Source organism: Streptomyces mayteni, from assembly GCF_054783955.1.
Map to the genome: position 1 here is coordinate 18208 of NZ_BAAGPR010000088.1, position 14805 is coordinate 33012.

The 14805-nt window shown below is 73.0% G+C and carries 15 protein-coding genes and 1 pseudogene; 8 read left to right on the forward strand and 8 right to left on the reverse strand.

Annotation, left to right across the window (positions count from 1 at the left end):
• Positions 1–24 precede the first annotated feature (24 nt).
• Positions 25–183 (forward strand): hypothetical protein, encoded by a 159-nt coding sequence (locus tag ACYVPE_RS29520; protein ID WP_461036799.1) that lies wholly within the window; start codon positions 25–27, stop codon positions 181–183.
• Positions 180–410 carry a hypothetical protein gene (locus tag ACYVPE_RS29525; RefSeq protein ID WP_461036800.1) on the forward strand — a complete coding sequence of 77 codons (231 nt, stop codon included), beginning with the start codon at positions 180–182 and terminating at the stop codon, positions 408–410. The genes ACYVPE_RS29520 and ACYVPE_RS29525 overlap by 4 nt, the downstream gene beginning before the upstream one ends.
• Before the next feature lie 249 nt (positions 411–659).
• On the opposite strand, the gene ACYVPE_RS29530 is transcribed toward ACYVPE_RS29525, so the two are convergent.
• Positions 660–1061 (reverse strand): MarR family winged helix-turn-helix transcriptional regulator, encoded by a 402-nt coding sequence (locus ACYVPE_RS29530; protein WP_461036801.1) that lies wholly within the window; start codon positions 1059–1061, stop codon positions 660–662.
• Positions 1062–1085: 24 nt separating this feature from the next.
• On the opposite strand from ACYVPE_RS29530, the gene ACYVPE_RS29535 reads away from it, so the two are divergent.
• On the forward strand, positions 1086–1898 hold the full coding sequence (locus ACYVPE_RS29535; protein WP_461036802.1) for an SDR family oxidoreductase: 813 nt from the start codon (positions 1086–1088) through the stop codon (positions 1896–1898).
• Between the two features lie 4 nt (positions 1899–1902).
• Here ACYVPE_RS29535 and ACYVPE_RS29540 read toward each other — a convergent pair whose 3' ends face one another.
• Positions 1903–3096, reverse strand: a complete 1194-nt coding sequence (locus tag ACYVPE_RS29540; RefSeq protein ID WP_461036803.1) for a sialidase family protein — start codon at positions 3094–3096, stop codon at positions 1903–1905.
• A gap of 25 nt (positions 3097–3121) precedes the next feature.
• The gene (locus ACYVPE_RS29545) at positions 3122–4030 is read right to left on the reverse strand and encodes a LysR family transcriptional regulator (protein ID WP_461036804.1); all 909 of its coding nucleotides are present in this window, start codon (positions 4028–4030) and stop codon (positions 3122–3124) included.
• Between the two features lie 101 nt (positions 4031–4131).
• Between ACYVPE_RS29545 and ACYVPE_RS29550 the strand changes: the two genes are divergently transcribed.
• Positions 4132–5154 carry an NADP-dependent oxidoreductase gene (locus ACYVPE_RS29550; protein WP_461036805.1) on the forward strand — a complete coding sequence of 341 codons (1023 nt, stop codon included), beginning with the start codon at positions 4132–4134 and terminating at the stop codon, positions 5152–5154.
• Positions 5155–5163: 9 nt separating this feature from the next.
• On the opposite strand, the gene ACYVPE_RS29555 is transcribed toward ACYVPE_RS29550, so the two are convergent.
• Positions 5164–5526, reverse strand: coding sequence for a DoxX family protein (locus tag ACYVPE_RS29555; RefSeq protein ID WP_461036806.1), 363 nt, complete (start codon positions 5524–5526; stop codon positions 5164–5166).
• Positions 5523–6038 carry a cupin domain-containing protein gene (locus ACYVPE_RS29560; RefSeq protein WP_461036807.1) on the reverse strand — a complete coding sequence of 172 codons (516 nt, stop codon included), beginning with the start codon at positions 6036–6038 and terminating at the stop codon, positions 5523–5525. Before ACYVPE_RS29560 ends, ACYVPE_RS29555 begins: the two co-directional genes overlap by 4 nt.
• A gap of 80 nt (positions 6039–6118) precedes the next feature.
• Between ACYVPE_RS29560 and ACYVPE_RS29565 the strand changes: the two genes are divergently transcribed.
• Complete coding sequence (locus ACYVPE_RS29565) at positions 6119–6970, forward strand: LysR family transcriptional regulator (protein WP_461036808.1); 852 nt, start codon at positions 6119–6121, stop codon at positions 6968–6970.
• Positions 6971–7082: 112 nt separating this feature from the next.
• A complete protein-coding gene (locus ACYVPE_RS29570) occupies positions 7083–7901 on the forward strand; it encodes an SDR family oxidoreductase (RefSeq protein ID WP_461036809.1) in 819 nt (272 codons plus the stop codon).
• A gap of 58 nt (positions 7902–7959) precedes the next feature.
• Here the strand turns inward: ACYVPE_RS29570 and xynC are convergent, their stop codons facing one another.
• Entirely contained in the window at positions 7960–9273 is a 1314-nt protein-coding gene (gene xynC, locus ACYVPE_RS29575) for a glucuronoarabinoxylan endo-1,4-beta-xylanase XynC (RefSeq protein ID WP_461036810.1), read from the reverse strand.
• Between the two features lie 94 nt (positions 9274–9367).
• On the opposite strand from xynC, the gene ACYVPE_RS29580 reads away from it, so the two are divergent.
• A complete protein-coding gene (locus ACYVPE_RS29580; protein ID WP_461036811.1) occupies positions 9368–9493 on the forward strand; it encodes a hypothetical protein in 126 nt (41 codons plus the stop codon).
• 187 nt (positions 9494–9680) lie between these two features.
• A pseudogene (locus ACYVPE_RS29585) lies at positions 9681–10835 on the forward strand (pyridoxal phosphate-dependent aminotransferase); the annotation flags it as partial.
• Between the two features lie 149 nt (positions 10836–10984).
• On the opposite strand, the gene ACYVPE_RS29590 reads toward ACYVPE_RS29585, so the two are convergent.
• Together ACYVPE_RS29590 and ACYVPE_RS29595 are read right to left on the reverse strand one after the other, a co-directional pair.
• Entirely contained in the window at positions 10985–12526 is a 1542-nt protein-coding gene (locus ACYVPE_RS29590; protein WP_461036812.1) for a PQQ-dependent sugar dehydrogenase, read from the reverse strand.
• A gap of 274 nt (positions 12527–12800) precedes the next feature.
• The coding region (locus tag ACYVPE_RS29595; RefSeq protein WP_461036813.1) for a M4 family metallopeptidase at positions 12801–14805 on the reverse strand (2005 nt) is incomplete at its 5' end.

Sequence of the window (14805 nt, forward strand, 5' to 3'; positions counted from 1 at the left end):
ATCACTCCTCGTAGCGTCACCGGCATGGACGAGACCGCGCACATCCTCATCGTGACCGGCCTGGAAGGGCCCGTGAACAGCCTCGCGCCGGTGACGTGCGGCTACTGCGACCGCGAGATCGTGTCCGACAACGACCACGCAACCAACTGCTGCTGGCGCCCCGGAACGGCGGCCGCGCGATGAGCGAGGGGACCCGCACGCGGTGGGCCGCGCACGCGCTGATGGGCCACCTGGTAACCGACCCCGCCACGGGCAAGGCCGGGCGGCTGGACGGTGTCCTGCAGTTCGTGGCCAAGGGCTCCGGCCGGGGCGTCGCGGCCGAGGCGCACGTCCGGCCGGTCGACGGCAGCGGCTGGGAGTGGAAGGCCAACGTCGACACCCTGGTGGCCGTGTCCAGTGCCGAGGTGTGACACGCGCGGTGCGCACCGGGGCGCCCGCCGGCCGCTGCCTCTCGCGTGCCGCGCTGCTGCTTCAGGCGGCGCTCCGGTGACCGTGCACAGTCTCCCAACGGGTCGGTCGGGGGCCGGTTCGGGTGTTGAGTGTGACGCTATGCCCACTATCCGCTGCCTGGAATGGGCGTAGCGTCACAGTCGTTGGCCCACCTCCTTCGAAGCCGACCCGCCGGCGCCCGGGCCCGTCGGTCCGACCTGGAGCCGTCGTCAGCCGGTGAGCACGGCCGCCAGAGCGGCGTAACGTGCGCGTTCCTCCGGCGTCAGGTTGCTGAACCGCTCCGTCGCCGCGGTGCCGAAGCGGTGCCGGATCCGCTCCCTGAGCTCATCGCCGGCACGCGTGAGCACGACGCGGCTGATCCGCCGGTCCCTGGCGTCCGGCTCGCGGGCGAGCAGGCCGCGCTTCTCGAGCCGGTCCACCATGCCCGTCACGTTCGTCTTGTCGCAGCCGAGCATGGTGGCCAGTTCGCCGAAGGACGGCCTGCGGGACAGGGCGCACAGCAACTGGGTCTGCTGGCTGGTCAGTTCGAGGTCGCGTGCGATCTCCGTGTAGAGCAGGGCGACCTCGCGGTGCAGCGCGGCCACCGCGGCGGCGAGGTCTTCGGAGGTCATGCGGTCAGTCTACTGAGCTGATGGTTGACATCCTCGACCAAGAAAGTCGATGATCTCGACTATCGGCATCATCAGCCATCTGGACGAGTGGAGGACGGGCACGTGTCAGTCGGAAGGGTCGCCCTGGTCACCGGGGCTTCGCGAGGAATCGGGCGGGGCATCGCCGAACGGCTGGGAGCGGACGGGGCGCGGGTGATCGTGAACTACCGTGACGACGCCGTGGCCGCCGCCGAGGTCGTGGCCAACGTCGAGAGCGCCGGCGGCCACGCCACGGCCGTACGCGCCGACGTGGCAGACCCGGACCAACTACGCGGGTTGTTCGAGACGGTCGAGGACACCCACGGCGGCCTCGACATCCTGGTCGCCAACGCGGGCGTCGCCCGGTTCGCGTCGCTGGCCGACGCCACCGACGAGGACTACGAGCTCCTCTTCAGCACGAACACGCGGCCCGTCTTCTGGGCGTTGCGCGAGGCGGCCCACCGCCTGCGCGACGGCGGGCGCGTCGTCGTGATATCCAGCGGGGTGACCGTCACGGCGCGGCCGTCCGCCGGCCTTTACGCGGCCAGTAAGGCGGCCGCTGAGCAGCTGGTTCTGTCAGCGGCGAAGGAGTTCGGGCCGCGCGGGATCACCGTGAACAACGTCCTGCCCGGCGCGACCCGCACTGACACTCTGCTGTCGACCACGTCTGCCGAACAACTGGCGGAAGCCCGCGCGCGGGCGCCCCTCGGCCGTCTCGGCGAGCCCTCCGACATCGCGGCGGTCGTGGCCTTCCTCGCTTCGCGGGACGGCGGCTGGATCACCGGCCAGACCATTCACGCGGGCGGCGGCCTGTTCTGACGCCTCAGCCGGCGCCCGGGCCGCCGAGCGCGGCCGTCGCGTAGTACGGCTTGCACACGTCGCCGTCCCAGTCGGTGGCGATCTGGAACAGGCGCCGACCGTCCGCCGAAGGCAGCAGCGGGGAGCTGTAGTTGGGGCAGAAGTTCACATAGGGCGCGGGCACCGTCACCGGTGACGCGACCGCCTCCCAGGGGCCCTCGCCGTTCGCCGCGTTGACCAGGACCGTGCGCCCGTTGCCGGCGGCCGTCGTGCCGTCCCGGTTGAGCAGCATCTGGCCGACCAGCACGATCCGCCCGTTCGGCGAGCCGTCGGGCGCCGGCGCCCAGGCGACGGTCGGGGTGGCGCGGAAGTACCGGCCGTCGGCCGTCTCGGGCCGGTAGCCGAGGTGCGCGGGATCGCCCCAGCTCCAGCCGTCGGGGGAGGTGCGGTAGTGCACCACGCACTGGCACTGGCCGCCCGGGTTGCAGATCTCGAAGCTCATGACGTAGGTGCCGTTGGGCAGTTGGCGCACCACCGGCATCCCCGGCCGGTCCGGCTGCCAGGCGCTGGCCACCGTGTCGTGCCGACCGCTCCAGGTGACGCCGTCGTAGCTGCGCACCGCCACCAGCTTCTGGCTGTGGTCGGGGTCGGTCTCGTCCGAGTAGTGGCAGACCAGCGCGCCGTCCGCGGCGACCGAGAACTCGGGCTCCCAGAGCCCCGCCGTGCCGGTGGCCGTGGCGCACGACGACAGGTAGGACCAGCTGCGGCCCACGTCGTCGCTGCGCCAGATCCGCAGGTCCATCCGGCGGTTCGCCTCGTCCTGCCCGGCCGAGGAGGCCCACAGCAGCGTGCCGGCCCGCAACGCGCCGATCTGACGCGGCAGTTCGTAGAGGGTGGCGCAGCAGAGCCCCTGCCCGCCGGTCGATTCGGGATCGGCGACGGTGCCGACCTGCCGGAAGGTGGCGCCGTCGTCGGTGCTCTCGTGGATCGCGCCCAGGCCGTTGTCGCCGTCGAAGGTGACGACGCTGGCCAACACCCGCCCGTTGGCCGCCCCGTTGTGGGCCAGCCGGATGGCCCGCGGGTAGAGGCCCGTGTCGTCCCGCAGCGGTGTGCCGGACGCGGTGGGCGCGACGCCGGTCTCGGACGACGCGGCGACGGGTGGGGGGTCGGCGGTAGCCGGCGTGGCGGCGGCCGGCACGGCGCACAGCAGGGCGAGCAACGCGCCCGCGCGGCCGATCGAACCGTCAGCCAGGAGGCCGCGCGGCCTCAGACGCGGCCGCGCGCAGCTCCCGTACCAGCGCGCGCACGGCGGCTGATCCGGCCAGCTCCGGGGTGGTGACATAGCCGACCCGGCGGGTCGGGCGCTCGGGGCCGAGGTCGGTGATCTCGATCGAGTCGGGGGCTCCGGTCAGTGAGAGCATCGGCATGATCGCCATGCCGTGGCCGCCGCTCACCAGGGAGAGCACGGCGCCGTCGTCCTCGGCCTCGATGGTCGCCTTCGGGATCCAGTCCTGCCCCGCCCACCAGGCGCGCGTGTACGAGCCGCAGTTCTCGGCCCAGTCGACCAGCGGCAGCGACCGTGGCGCGGTGTGGCCGGCGGGATGCGCCAGGGCGTAGGGCTCCTCGACGAGGCCGTTCGCGACCAGGCCCTGGGGAAGCGACGCCGAGCCGCCGAGCGTGGCGATGCCGATGTCGGCCTTGCCGTCCGCCACCTCGCCCGCCGCACCGCGTCCCAGCTCGCGGATGATCCGGACCCGCGGCTCGATTCCCGGGTGTTCGGCCCGCAGCCGCCGCAGCACGGGCGGCAGCAGGTGGAGCGCGGCGCTGCGGAAGGCCACGATCCGCAGCGGCCCGGCCGCCGCCCGTCCGGTGGCCGCGCCGCGCGCCTCGGCGGCCAGCACCTCGAGCAGCCGGAGCACACGGCGGGCGTGGGCGACGGCGCTCGCGCCGGCCGGCGTCGGGCGGGCGCCGGCGCGGCCGCGCTCGAAGAGGACCGCGCCGATCCGGCGCTCGCTCCCGCGCACCGAGTGGGAGACCGCGGACTGGGTGAGCCCCAGCGCGACGGCCGCCGCCGAGAAGCCGCCGGCGTCCGCGACCGCCACCAGGACACGCAGTTCGTGCGGGGCGAGATCGGAGTCTGTCGTGCGGGGCACGGGGCGTTCACCTCGAGGTATGAGGACTGCTCATGGAACGGTGCGTCGGATGAGCCCAACCGGCTGCCGGAGTGGCGTATTCCCGGCCTACGGTCCGGGGCATGAACGAGACCGCGCTCACCGTCCAGCAGACCGCTCGCCCGCACGGCTTCCCCACCGCCGAGCATTTCACCCTCGTCGAGTCCCCGGTGCCCACCCCGGCGGCCGGCGGCGCGCTCGTGCGGAACCTCTACTGGTCGGTCGACCCCTACCACCGCGAGATGATGGACGACGTGCCAGGCGGCTTCGCGCTCGGCACGCCGCTCGAAGGCCGCACCATCGGGCGGGTGGTGGCCTCGCGCACGCCTCAACTGGCCGAGGGCGACCTGGTGTTCCACCGTCAGGGCTGGCGCACCCACGCGGTGGTCACGCCCGAGGAGATCCGGCGGCTGCCCCACCTGCCCGACGTGTCACCCACGGCCCACCTGAGCGTCCTGGGCGGCACCGGCCTGACCGCCTACGTGGCGCTGACCCGGATCGCCAGGTTCCAGGCCGGCGAGGACCTGTTCGTGTCCGCCGCCGCGGGCGGCGTCGGCACGGCGACCGGGCGGTTCGCCAGGCTGCTCGGCGCCGGGCGGCTGGTGGGCAGCACGGGCTCGGCGGCCAAGGCCGACCACCTGGTGCGGGAGGTGGGCTACGACGCGGCGTTCGACTACCACCAGGGGCCCGCCGCCGAACTGCTCGCCTTGGTCGCGCCGGACGGCGTCGACGTGTTCGTCGACAACGTCGGCGGCGAGCAACTGGGCGCTGCGGTGGGCGCGTTGCGCGAGTTCGGGCGCGTCGTCCGGGTCGGCACCATCAGCGGGTACAACACCCCGGACGCCCCGCAGCCGAGCTTCGACCACGCGGCCGTGGTGGAGAAGAGCATCCGCATGGAGGGCTTCCTGGTGCGGAACCACCGGCATCTCCAGGAGGAGTTGCACGAGTTCGCCGTGCCCCTGCTGCGGAGCGGACGACTCCCGCTCGACGAGACGGTGGTCGACGGCTTCGAGCACATCGTGGACGCGTTCCTCGGCATGCTGCGCGGCGAGAACACCGGCAAGACCATCGTCCGGGACCACGCCGAGCTCGCGGCGCTGACCTGACGCCCCACGTCACAGCCAGGTCGTCGCCAGCCAGCCGGTCGCCATCGCGGCGAGCAGTAGCGTGCCGTTGAGGGCGATCCGGCGGTCGCCGAGGCGCAGGTGGACCCGGATCGCGCCGAGTTGGAGGACCACGAACCCGATCGCGGCGGCGAGCGCGAGCCAGGGCGCGACGCCGGTGAGCGGCGGCAGGACGAGTCCGATCGCGCCCAGCACCTCGATCAGCCCGATGGCTCGAACGGCGGGCATCGGCGTGCTGTCCACCCAGGCCATCATCGGCCGGAGCCGATCCCGGGAGCGGACCGCCTTCAGGCCACCCGCGTAGAGGTAGAAGGCGGCGAGCAGGCCGGCGAAGAGCCAGTACGCGACGTTCACGCGTCCTCCGGCCGTGGCGCGGCGACGTCGGTGGCCGGCTCGGTGGCGTAACGCCTCATCGCCCGGACGTTCGCCTCCGGGGTCGGCTTCCGGCCGCCGGCCATCAGGGCCTGGAGGTCGCGGAAGTACCGCACGTACCGGTCCGGCGTGAACGTGCTGAGCATGACGGCCGGTTGGTCGGTCACGTTGGCGAACGTGTGCGGGGCCCCGGGCGGGACCATCACCAGCGTGCCGGGCGTCGCGTCGTGCTCGTCCTCCCCGACGGTGAACCGCACGGTGCCGGAGACGACGTAGAAGCCCTCGTCGTGCTCGGCGTGCCGATGCTGGGGCGGTCCCGGCGTGTGGGGCGCGAGGATCGACTCGGCGATCCCGAGCCGGTGCCCGGTGTTGCCGCCGTCCTCCAGGACGCGCATGCGGGTGGTGCCCAGCAGGATCGTCTCGCCGTCGTCGGGGCCGACCACCGACACGGGCGGGTCGGCGATCGGGGCACTGGCCTCGGGTACGTCGCTCATGCCCCGATTCCACGACCGCGGCCCCAGGACTGTCCAAGACCTGTTCCGCGCGGGCGATACCCTCCGGGTATCGTCGCAGCATGGAGCTTCGAACCCTGCGGTACTTCGTGGCGGTCGCCGAGGAGCTCCACTTCGGTCGGGCGGCCGTCCGACTGCACATGAGCCAGCCGCCGTTGAGCCGGGCGATCCGGCGGCTGGAGGCCGAGATCGGCGCCACGCTCTTCGACCGATCCTCCGCCGGCGTCGCCCTCACCCCGGTCGGTGCGGTGCTGCTCGACGAGGCGCGCGCCCTGCTCGACCACGCCGACCGGGCGCGGGTGCGCCTCGCCGCGGCGGCCGGCGTCGCGACCCTGACCGTCGGACTGCTCGGCGACAGCACCGACCCGGGCGTGACCCGGCTGGCCGACGCCTACCGCGGGCGGCACCCGCACGTCGAGGTCCGGGTTCGCGAGACCGACCTGACCGATCCCACCTGCGGGCTCTCCGCCGGCCTGGTCGATGTCGCCCTGACCCGGGGGCCGTTCGACGAGACCGGCCTGACCGTGCGCGAGCTGCGGGCCGACCCGGTGGGGGCGCTGCTTCGGACCGACGACCCGCTGGCCGGCCGCGACTCCCTCCGGCTGGCGGACCTGGCCGACCGCCGCTGGTTCCGGTTCCCGGCGGGCACCGACCCCGGCTGGCAGGCGTACTGGCACGGCGCGCGGCCCCGCGAGGGCCCCGTGGTGCGCGCCGTCCAGGAGTGCCGGCAGGCGGTGCTGTGGAACGGCACGGTCGGCATGACGCTGCTCGACCACGAGCCGGGCGAGGGGCTCACCGTGGTGCCGCTCGTCGACATGCCGCCGAGCCGCGTGGTGCTGGCGTGGCCCACGGGCGACCCGAACCCGCTGGTCCGCTCGTTCGTCGCCGCCGCGATCGCCGCCTACCGCGGCTGAGCGCGCCGCCGAGGGGGTGTGCCGCCGAGGGTGGGTGTGCCACGCCCATGACCGGGGCACCCGGGTCGAACCGTGCCTGGAGCGGCCCCCGGATCCGCAGCACGGTGGGGACATGACTTCTTCGACCACCGTTTCGTCTTCACCTTCCGCCTCGATCGCCGACGTTCCCGCCGCCGGCGGCCCGCTCGCCGGCCGGGTGGCCGTCGTGACCGGCGCCACCAGCGGCATCGGTGTCGCCACCGCCCGCCGGCTGGCGCTCGCCGGCGCCTCCGTCGCCCTGCTCGGCCGCCGCGCGGACCGGCTCGTCGAACTGTCCGACGAGCTGCGCCCGACGGCCGCCGGCCAGGTGCTGCCGGTGGCCGCCGACCTCGCGAACCCCGACGCCCTGACCGAGGCGGCGGCGACCGTGCGTTCCGCGCTCGGCCGGGTCGACCTCGTGGTGGCCAACGCGGGCGCCATGCTCGGCGCCCCGTTCGAGACCGCCGACACCGCCGAGTGGGACCGCATGATCGACGTCAACCTGCGCGGGCTGCTGGGCACCGGCCGGGCCTTCGTCGACGACCTGCTCGCCGCCGCGGCGGACGGCCCGGCCGACCTCGTACACATCGGCTCCATCGCCGGGCACGCCCTCTACCCCAACTGGTCGGTCTACTGCGCCACCAAGGCCGCCGTGGCCCAGCTGACCCGCAACCTGCGGGTCGAACTCGGGCCGCGCGGCGTGCGGGTGCACACCGTGGAGCCGGGCGTCACCCACACCGAGCTGGGCGACGACATGCGGGACGGGGAGATGCGCGACGCCCTGGCGCGGATGCGCACCGACCTGCCGCCGCTGTCCGCCGAGGACCTCGCCGACTCCGTGACCTACGCGGTCTCGGCGCCCGCCAACGTGAACATCGCCGAAATGGTGGTGGTGCCGGTGCGGTTCGGCTGACGGGGGACGCGACGCGGACCGTGCGCGGCGGCGCCCCCGCCGCGCACGGCCGCCGGCCCTACTCCGTCACGAACGTCGTCACGCTCTGCGCGGGAAGCTGGCCCGTGAAGACGCCGTTCGACATGCTGATCCTGCCCTGCGCCGCGACCGTGCGGCTCGCGTCCGTCAGCCAGGACGACACCCCGGCCGAGGTGTTGCCCTGCAGGGTGAACGGCTGACTCACCGACGACGTCCCCTTGTTGACGGCGACGACGACGATCCTGGAGCCGCTGCCCCGGTACGCGGAGACGTAGACGTTCGACACGGGGTTCGGGGTCGCGTCGATCCGCACGTGACCCGGCCGGACGAACCGCGCGAAGTGCGCCATGCTGGCGCCCCGCTTGCTGATCCGCCCGTCCTCCCGCATCGGGCCGTAGCCGCGCCGGATGTACCACCACACGTACGTCTGGAACTCGGCGTCCACCATGGCGCGGTGGACGTGTTCCCCCACGTCGAGCGCCTGCGGCCAGAGGTCGGCCGAATCGCTGCTGTTGGGGTAGTAGACCTCGGTCATCCACAGTTCCTTGCCCGTGCCCCGCTGCTTGAAGAGGGGGTAGGGGAAGTTCCCGAACGACGTGCCGTAGAGGTGGGCACCGAGGATGTCCAGGTTGGCCAGCGCCTGGGCGTCGTTGAGGATCGGGTCGGAGAAGCTCTTCACGTACTGGAACGACTCGGGCGCGATGACCCTGGTGCTGATCGAGCCGGCGTTCTCGCGCAGGAAGCGGATCATCTCGGTCGGCGTCCACCACGTCCAGTCGTGCGCGTAGTCCGGCTCGTTCTGTACGGAGATCGCGTACAGGTTCACGCCGTTGTTCCGCATGAAGACGACGAAGTCGTCGAGGTACTGCGCGTAGGCGCCGTAACTGTCGTACCGCAGCCGCCGCGCGTTGGTCTGGCTGCCGCGCACGAAGGTCTCGACGAGGTTGGCCGGGGGATTCCACGGCGACGCGATGACGGTCGCGCCGAGCTCGATCGCGCGCCGCGCCGTCGCCACCTCGCGGCTCCAGTTCGCCCGGTCCTCGTGGACGGGGATCCGCAGCACCGAGAACCCCAACTGCCCCTCGCCGCCGCCGAACGCCGTGTCCCGCTGGGCGGCCGTCAGGTCGCTGATCCAGACCGTGTGGTTCATGCCGCCGAAGCCGCGGATCGTCTGCCGTGCCGCCGAGGGGTTGACGATGACGTCGGCGGCCGCGACCGCCGGTGGTGCGCTGGCCGCCGCCGCGGTCGGCGTCGCGGTCGCGATGACGGGTAGGGCGCCCATCGTCGCCAGCACGGCCCTTCGACTCGGCGGCTGCTGCTCGGTGACCGGGGAATCGTCCCGACGTGACGTCACTGTCTCTCCTCCTGAACGGTGGCGGGTGATCCGTTGATCCGTTCGGGAGCGCTCCCAATCGCGTCCATGACAAGGGTGTCGGTGTGTCCGGTGGTTGTCCAGTCGTGGGACCGGATCCACGCTCGGCGTCGGCGGCCCGCTGATCGCCGTCCTCGGCGCCCTGCTGCCGGCCGGCTGGGCGGCCGGGGTCCGCACTGCCACCGCGCTGCGGGCGGAGTGAGCACCCGGGGGCTCGAGTCCCCCGTTTCTTATCCACCTTGACGCAATCCGCGCTCCCGCCGCCCTCCCGGTGCCACCCTCGGGGACACCGGGGGGCGGAGGGCTGTCGCCCGGGCAGCGAAGTGACCGAGGAGGTCGTCGGATTGACTGTCGCCATCAACCCGTCGGAGGGCGCCGGTGGCCTCGCCATCACCAACGGCGGTGGCCGGCCCGACAACGTGCGGCAGCTGTTCCAGGCGAGCACCGCGCACAGCCCCTCGTTCTTCTCGCTCTCCCGAGCCGGCGGCGCCGACGGCACGGTCGACTTCTGCATCCCGTGCAACCCGTACTTCCCCACCCCGGCCATGTTCGAGCAACTGGCCCGTGAGCTGCGGGGGATCCTCACCTACTACCCGAGCGGCGCCGACACCATCGCCGCCGAACTGTGCTCCGTGCTCGGCCTCAACCCGCAGACCGTCGCCATGGGCAACGGCTCGACCGAGCTGATCACCTGGATCGACCACCTGCTGGTCCGCGAGAGCCTCGCCATCCCGGTGCCCACCTTCGGCCGCTGGACCGACCAGCCCATGGAGACCGGCAAGCGGGTCGACATGTTCCCGCTGCCCGAGGAGCGCGGCTACGCCCTCGACCCGGCCGCCTTCGTCTCCTTCATCCAGTCCAGGGGCTCCCGCACCGCCGTCATCTGCAACCCCAACAACCCCGACGGCGGCTACCTGCCCCGCCAGGCCGTCATCAGCATGCTGCACGCCCTGATCGACCTCGACCTGGTGGTGGTCGACGAGTCCTTCATCGAGTTCGTCAGCTGCGAGCCCAACCCGAGCGTCGCCCAGGAGGCGGTGCTGCTGCCCAACGTCGTCGTCCTGAAGAGCCTCGGCAAGAACTTCGGCCTGCACGGCATCCGCTTCGGCTACCTGGTCGCCAACCCGGCGCTGGCCAGGAAGGTGCGGGACGCGCTGCCCAAGTGGAACCTCAACTCCCTAGCCGAATACGTGGTGTTCGCCCTCAAGGAGCACCGCCAGGAGTACCGGCGGAGCCTCCAGCAGGTGCACGCCGACCGGCAGGAGATGCTGCGCCAGCTCAGCAAGCTGCCCGGCATCACGGCCTTCCCCTCCCAGGGCAACTTCATCCTGGTCAAGCTCCCCGAGGGCGTCGACGGCGCCCTCCTCCGCGACCGGCTGCTCGCCGAACACGGCGTGCTGGTCCGCGAGTGCGGCAACAAGCTGCACAGCAGCAGCTCCTACCTCCGCCTCGTCGTCCGCCCCCAGGCCGACGTGGCGCGGCTGCTCACCGGCCTGTGCCAGGTCCTCTACGGCAGCGACTGGTACGTCCCGGCCCCCGTCCCCGCCCAGCACGCGCTGCCGGCCGGCCAGGAGTCCCCCGGTTACTGGGGGGCGTGAGACCACGGGCCAGCCGCGAGGGGCTGGTCCCCGGCCAGGTGAACGGGGCCGGTCCGTCCGTCTGGGTGTGGCGGCGGACCGGCTCCGGTGGTGGATCAGCGACTGACCACGCAGGCGCGGTCGTTGAGGTTGAAGCGGCCGGGTGGCGAGGCGTCGCCCGTGTGGCTGGCCAGATAGCCGAGGGTGATGCTCGCGCCGGGTGCGATCGCCGCGTTGTGGGTGGCGCTGTTGGCCCGCACGATGTCGCCCGACTGGGTGAGGTCGGTGTTCCAGTCGGAGACGACCGACTGGCCGAGCGGCAGCGGGAACTCGAGGCGCCAGCCGTCGATCGGCGCGGTGCCGGTGTTGGTGAGGGTGATGTCGACGGTCAGCCCGGTGCCCCAGGTGGTGACGTCGAGGTCGACGCGGCAGGTCGGCGCGGTGCGCTCGAACTCCACCCGGTGCAGGCCGCCAGGCAGGTCGTTGACGACGTAGAACTCGCCGTCGGCCGTGGTGCCGAACGCCGTGACCTGGGTGGGCATCTCGCCGATCTCGGCCTGGAGGTAGCCGCCGGCACCGTCCTCGCGGAGCGCCCACACCGTGGAGGAGCAGTAGTCGGTGGCGATGTAGGTGCCGCCCACCAGGTCGGCGTACTGCTCGCCGCGGTAGACGCGGCCGCCGATGACGGCGCAGCCGCCGGTGTAGGGGGAGTAGGTGAAGACCGGGTCGGTGCGGTCGGAGCCCGGCGCGCACTGGGCCTGGTCGAAGACCTCGTAGCCCTCCTGGCAGGACCAGCCCAGGTTGACGCCGGCCTGCTCACCCGCCGGCAGGTGGTCGATCTCCTCCCAGCGGCCCTGCCCGACGTCGCCGATCCACAGCGAGCCGTCGGCCGGGTCGAAGGAGAAGCGCCACGGGTTGCGGACGCCGGTGATCCAGATCTCCTCGCGGGCCCCGGCACCGCCGACGTACGGGTTGTCGGCCGGCACGCAGTAGGGGAGCGCCCCGCAGCTCCGGCTGACGTCGACGCGGAGGATCTTGCCGAGCAGGGTGTCGACGCGCTGGCCCGACTTGTACGGGTCGCCTGAGCCGCCGCCGTCGCCGATGCTCCAGTAGAGGTAGCCGTCGGGGCCGAAGGCGAGCTGGCCGCCGTTGTGGTTGCTGTACTCGGCGTGCTCCTGGGAGATCAGCGGCTCCAGGGTCCCGGTGCCGAGGGTGTACCTGCCGAGGGTCACCGCGCCGTCGGGCCGCGCGGTGTAGGCCAGGTAGAGCTCCTGGCTCCGGTTGAAGTCGGGGGCGAGGGCGATGCCGAGCAGTCCGCGCTCGTTGCCCGACTCGTCGACCGAGGCGGTGACGTCGAGCAGCGGGGTGGCGGCCAGCCCGGTGTCGGGGTGGTAGACGCGGACGGTGCCGCGTTTCTCGACGATGAACAGCCGGTTCGTGGCGTCGTCGGGCGCGGTGATGGCCACGGGGCGACGCAGCCCGGACGCGACCTGGGTGGCGCTCGCGGTGACCTCCTCCAGCGGCACCGCCGCCGAGGCGGCACGTTCGGCGGACGGGCCGGCGGAGGGGCCGGCGGGGGAGTCCGCCACGGCCGCCGGGGCGAGCAGTGGCAGCGATAAGGCGAGGAGGAGCGCACTCGCCCAGCGTCGTCTTTGCATGTCGGCTCCAAAGGCGAAGGGGGTGATTCCTCGGAACTGGCGTGCGTGGACCCGGAGTCGTCGAGCAGGACCGGGGTCAGGTGTGGCGACAGCGGCACGCCTGGCCGGACGCTAGCGGCTTCCCGCCCGCCACACCAGGCCGCAGGAGCACTCTGGCGTGCTCTCGCCCACCTCCCGTGGCGACCCGGCCAGCTGGGCCACGACGGCCGCCCGCCGCCCGAGGGAAACGGGTGGCGGGCGGCGCCCGGGCGCGGCGCCCGGGCTGTCCCCGGGGCTACAACTCCCTGGCCTGGCGGTTCAGTTCGGCGAGCGCGTCGTCGGCCCGCAGGCCGACCGTGGCCCACAGGTCGAGCGCCCGCCAGTTGCTGTCGATCGACGCGGACAGCGCCCCGCCGCCCGCCCGCGCCTGGTCGGCGGCCCGGACGTCGGCGAAGAACGCGTCCACCGCCGCCAGTTGCTCCGCCGTCACCGGAGTCGCCGGATCGCCCTCGCCGGCCGCGGCCAGGAACAGCGGGTACAGCACCTGGAGCAGCGCGCCGAAGTCCTCGTTGAGCACCGGGTCGTCGTTCAGCAGCGGGTTCAACAGCGGGCTGTCGTCGTTGTAGAGGTTGACGTAGTACGAGACCGCCGGCGCGATCCTCGGCAGCACGTCCCTGGCCAGGTAGAGCGCGGCGCGGATCTCCGCCGCCTCCGGGCCCGCCTGGTCGAGGGTCGCGGTGCGCAGCGTGCTGTCCACGACGCAGGTGCAGCTGCCCGAACTGTCCGACGGCGGCGTCTCGTTGGTGACGCCGACCTGCCGCCACGCCTCCTCGATCGCCTCCGCCTCGCCGTCCGTCTTGCCGTACAGGATCATGGCCGCGGCCACCGTCGCGTTGACGGCGTCGGCGAAGTTGGCGGTGGGGAAGAGGTACTGGCTCAGCGCCCGGTAGAAGATCCGCTCGGACTTCTCCGCGCCCAGCGCGTTGTGGGCGTTGACGAAGGCCCGGTTGGGGATGCCGCTGTTGCGGTGCACCCCGCCGCCGTCGTCGCAGCGCCGCTGGTAGTCCCGCATGTGCGCCGGCTGGCCGTACTTTTCCGGGTCGGAGAGGCTGCGGATGGCGCCGACCGCCGAGTCGGTGCCCAGCTCCCAGCCGCTCGACCCCAGCATCTCGCGCTCGGTCATCTCGCCGAAGATGTCGGAGAAGCTCTCGTTCAGCGCCCCCGGCTGGTCCTTGTAGACCAGGTCGGCGGTGGAGGTGGTGACGGCGTGGGTGAGCTCGTGGGCGGTGACGTCGGCGACCACCATGCCGTCGGTGAAGCTCATCTCGGCGCCGTCCCACCACGCGTTGGGGCCGCCGGGCGGCACGGCGTGCACGTTGGAGACCAGCGTGGCGCCCGCGTCGTCGAAGCTGTCCCGGCCCAGGTGCTCCTGGAAGTAGTAGTAGGTGACGCCGGTGTGCAGGTACGCCATCTCGCCGTCGTAGTCGATGCGGTCGGACGACCAGTCCTCGGTGCGCACCAACGTCCGGTTCTCGACGGGGCCGTTGCGCAGGTCGTACACCCGGCGGTCCACGTCGCCGCGGATCTGGTCCTCGGTGGCCAGCACGCCGCCGACTCCGGTCGCGTCCACCAGGTACACCTGCGAGACGCCACGGTCGGGGGCGCGCAGCCACACCTCCCACACCAGGTCGGCCAGGACCGCGCCGCTCGGGTCGGGCGTGCCGGGCTCCACGAACAGCTCGGGTGCCTCGACGAGTTCGGCGTCGGCGTCGCTGGGCAGCGCACGGCGGGCCTCGGCCACCGCACGTTCCGCGTCGATGGCGGGCGTGGTGGCCGGCACGACGAGGTCGGGGCGGAGCCCGTTGGAGATGAACTGCAGCCGCTCGCCCGACTGGTCGAGGTGCAGCCCGACGCGGGCGTTCCTGACCGGGACGCCGTCCACCACCTGTTCGTACCAGTGGCTGGTCGCGGCGGACTCGGGGGCGAACTCGCGACGCTCGGCGCCGATCGGCCGCAGGTGGTCGGTGGGGTCGGTGACGCCGAAGACGCCGGCGTAGTCGGTGAAGGCGGCGGCGTCGCCCTCGAACGGCACGTCGGTGACGACCGAGGTCGCGGTGCCGGTGCGCGGGTCGGTGGCGGCGGTCACCGGGGTGCCAGGACTGTCCAGGTCCAGCCGGTCGAGGGCGGCCTCGGCCGCGGCGGCGCGGGCGGCCTGGGCCCGGCCGATCGTCTCGCCCGGCGACCAGGCGGGCTCGGCGGCGGCGGGTCCGGTGGCCAGCGCGGGCGCCACGACGGCCACC

Bases quoted from the DNA above. Each gene is read 5' to 3' on its own strand.
- ACYVPE_RS29590 (WP_461036812.1), bottom strand. From the start codon at position 12,526: ATGCAAAGACGACGCTGGGCGAGTGCGCTCCTCCTCGCCTTATCGCTG.
- ACYVPE_RS29520 (WP_461036799.1), top strand. From the start codon at position 25: ATGGACGAGACCGCGCACATCCTCATCGTGACCGGCCTGGAAGGGCCC.
- ACYVPE_RS29560 (WP_461036807.1), bottom strand. From the start codon at position 6,038: ATGAGCGACGTACCCGAGGCCAGTGCCCCGATCGCCGACCCGCCCGTG.
- ACYVPE_RS29530 (WP_461036801.1), bottom strand. From the start codon at position 1,061: ATGACCTCCGAAGACCTCGCCGCCGCGGTGGCCGCGCTGCACCGCGAG.
- ACYVPE_RS29565 (WP_461036808.1), top strand. From the start codon at position 6,119: ATGGAGCTTCGAACCCTGCGGTACTTCGTGGCGGTCGCCGAGGAGCTC.
- ACYVPE_RS29550 (WP_461036805.1), top strand. From the start codon at position 4,132: ATGAACGAGACCGCGCTCACCGTCCAGCAGACCGCTCGCCCGCACGGC.
- ACYVPE_RS29570 (WP_461036809.1), top strand. From the start codon at position 7,083: ATGACTTCTTCGACCACCGTTTCGTCTTCACCTTCCGCCTCGATCGCC.
- ACYVPE_RS29525 (WP_461036800.1), top strand. From the start codon at position 180: ATGAGCGAGGGGACCCGCACGCGGTGGGCCGCGCACGCGCTGATGGGC.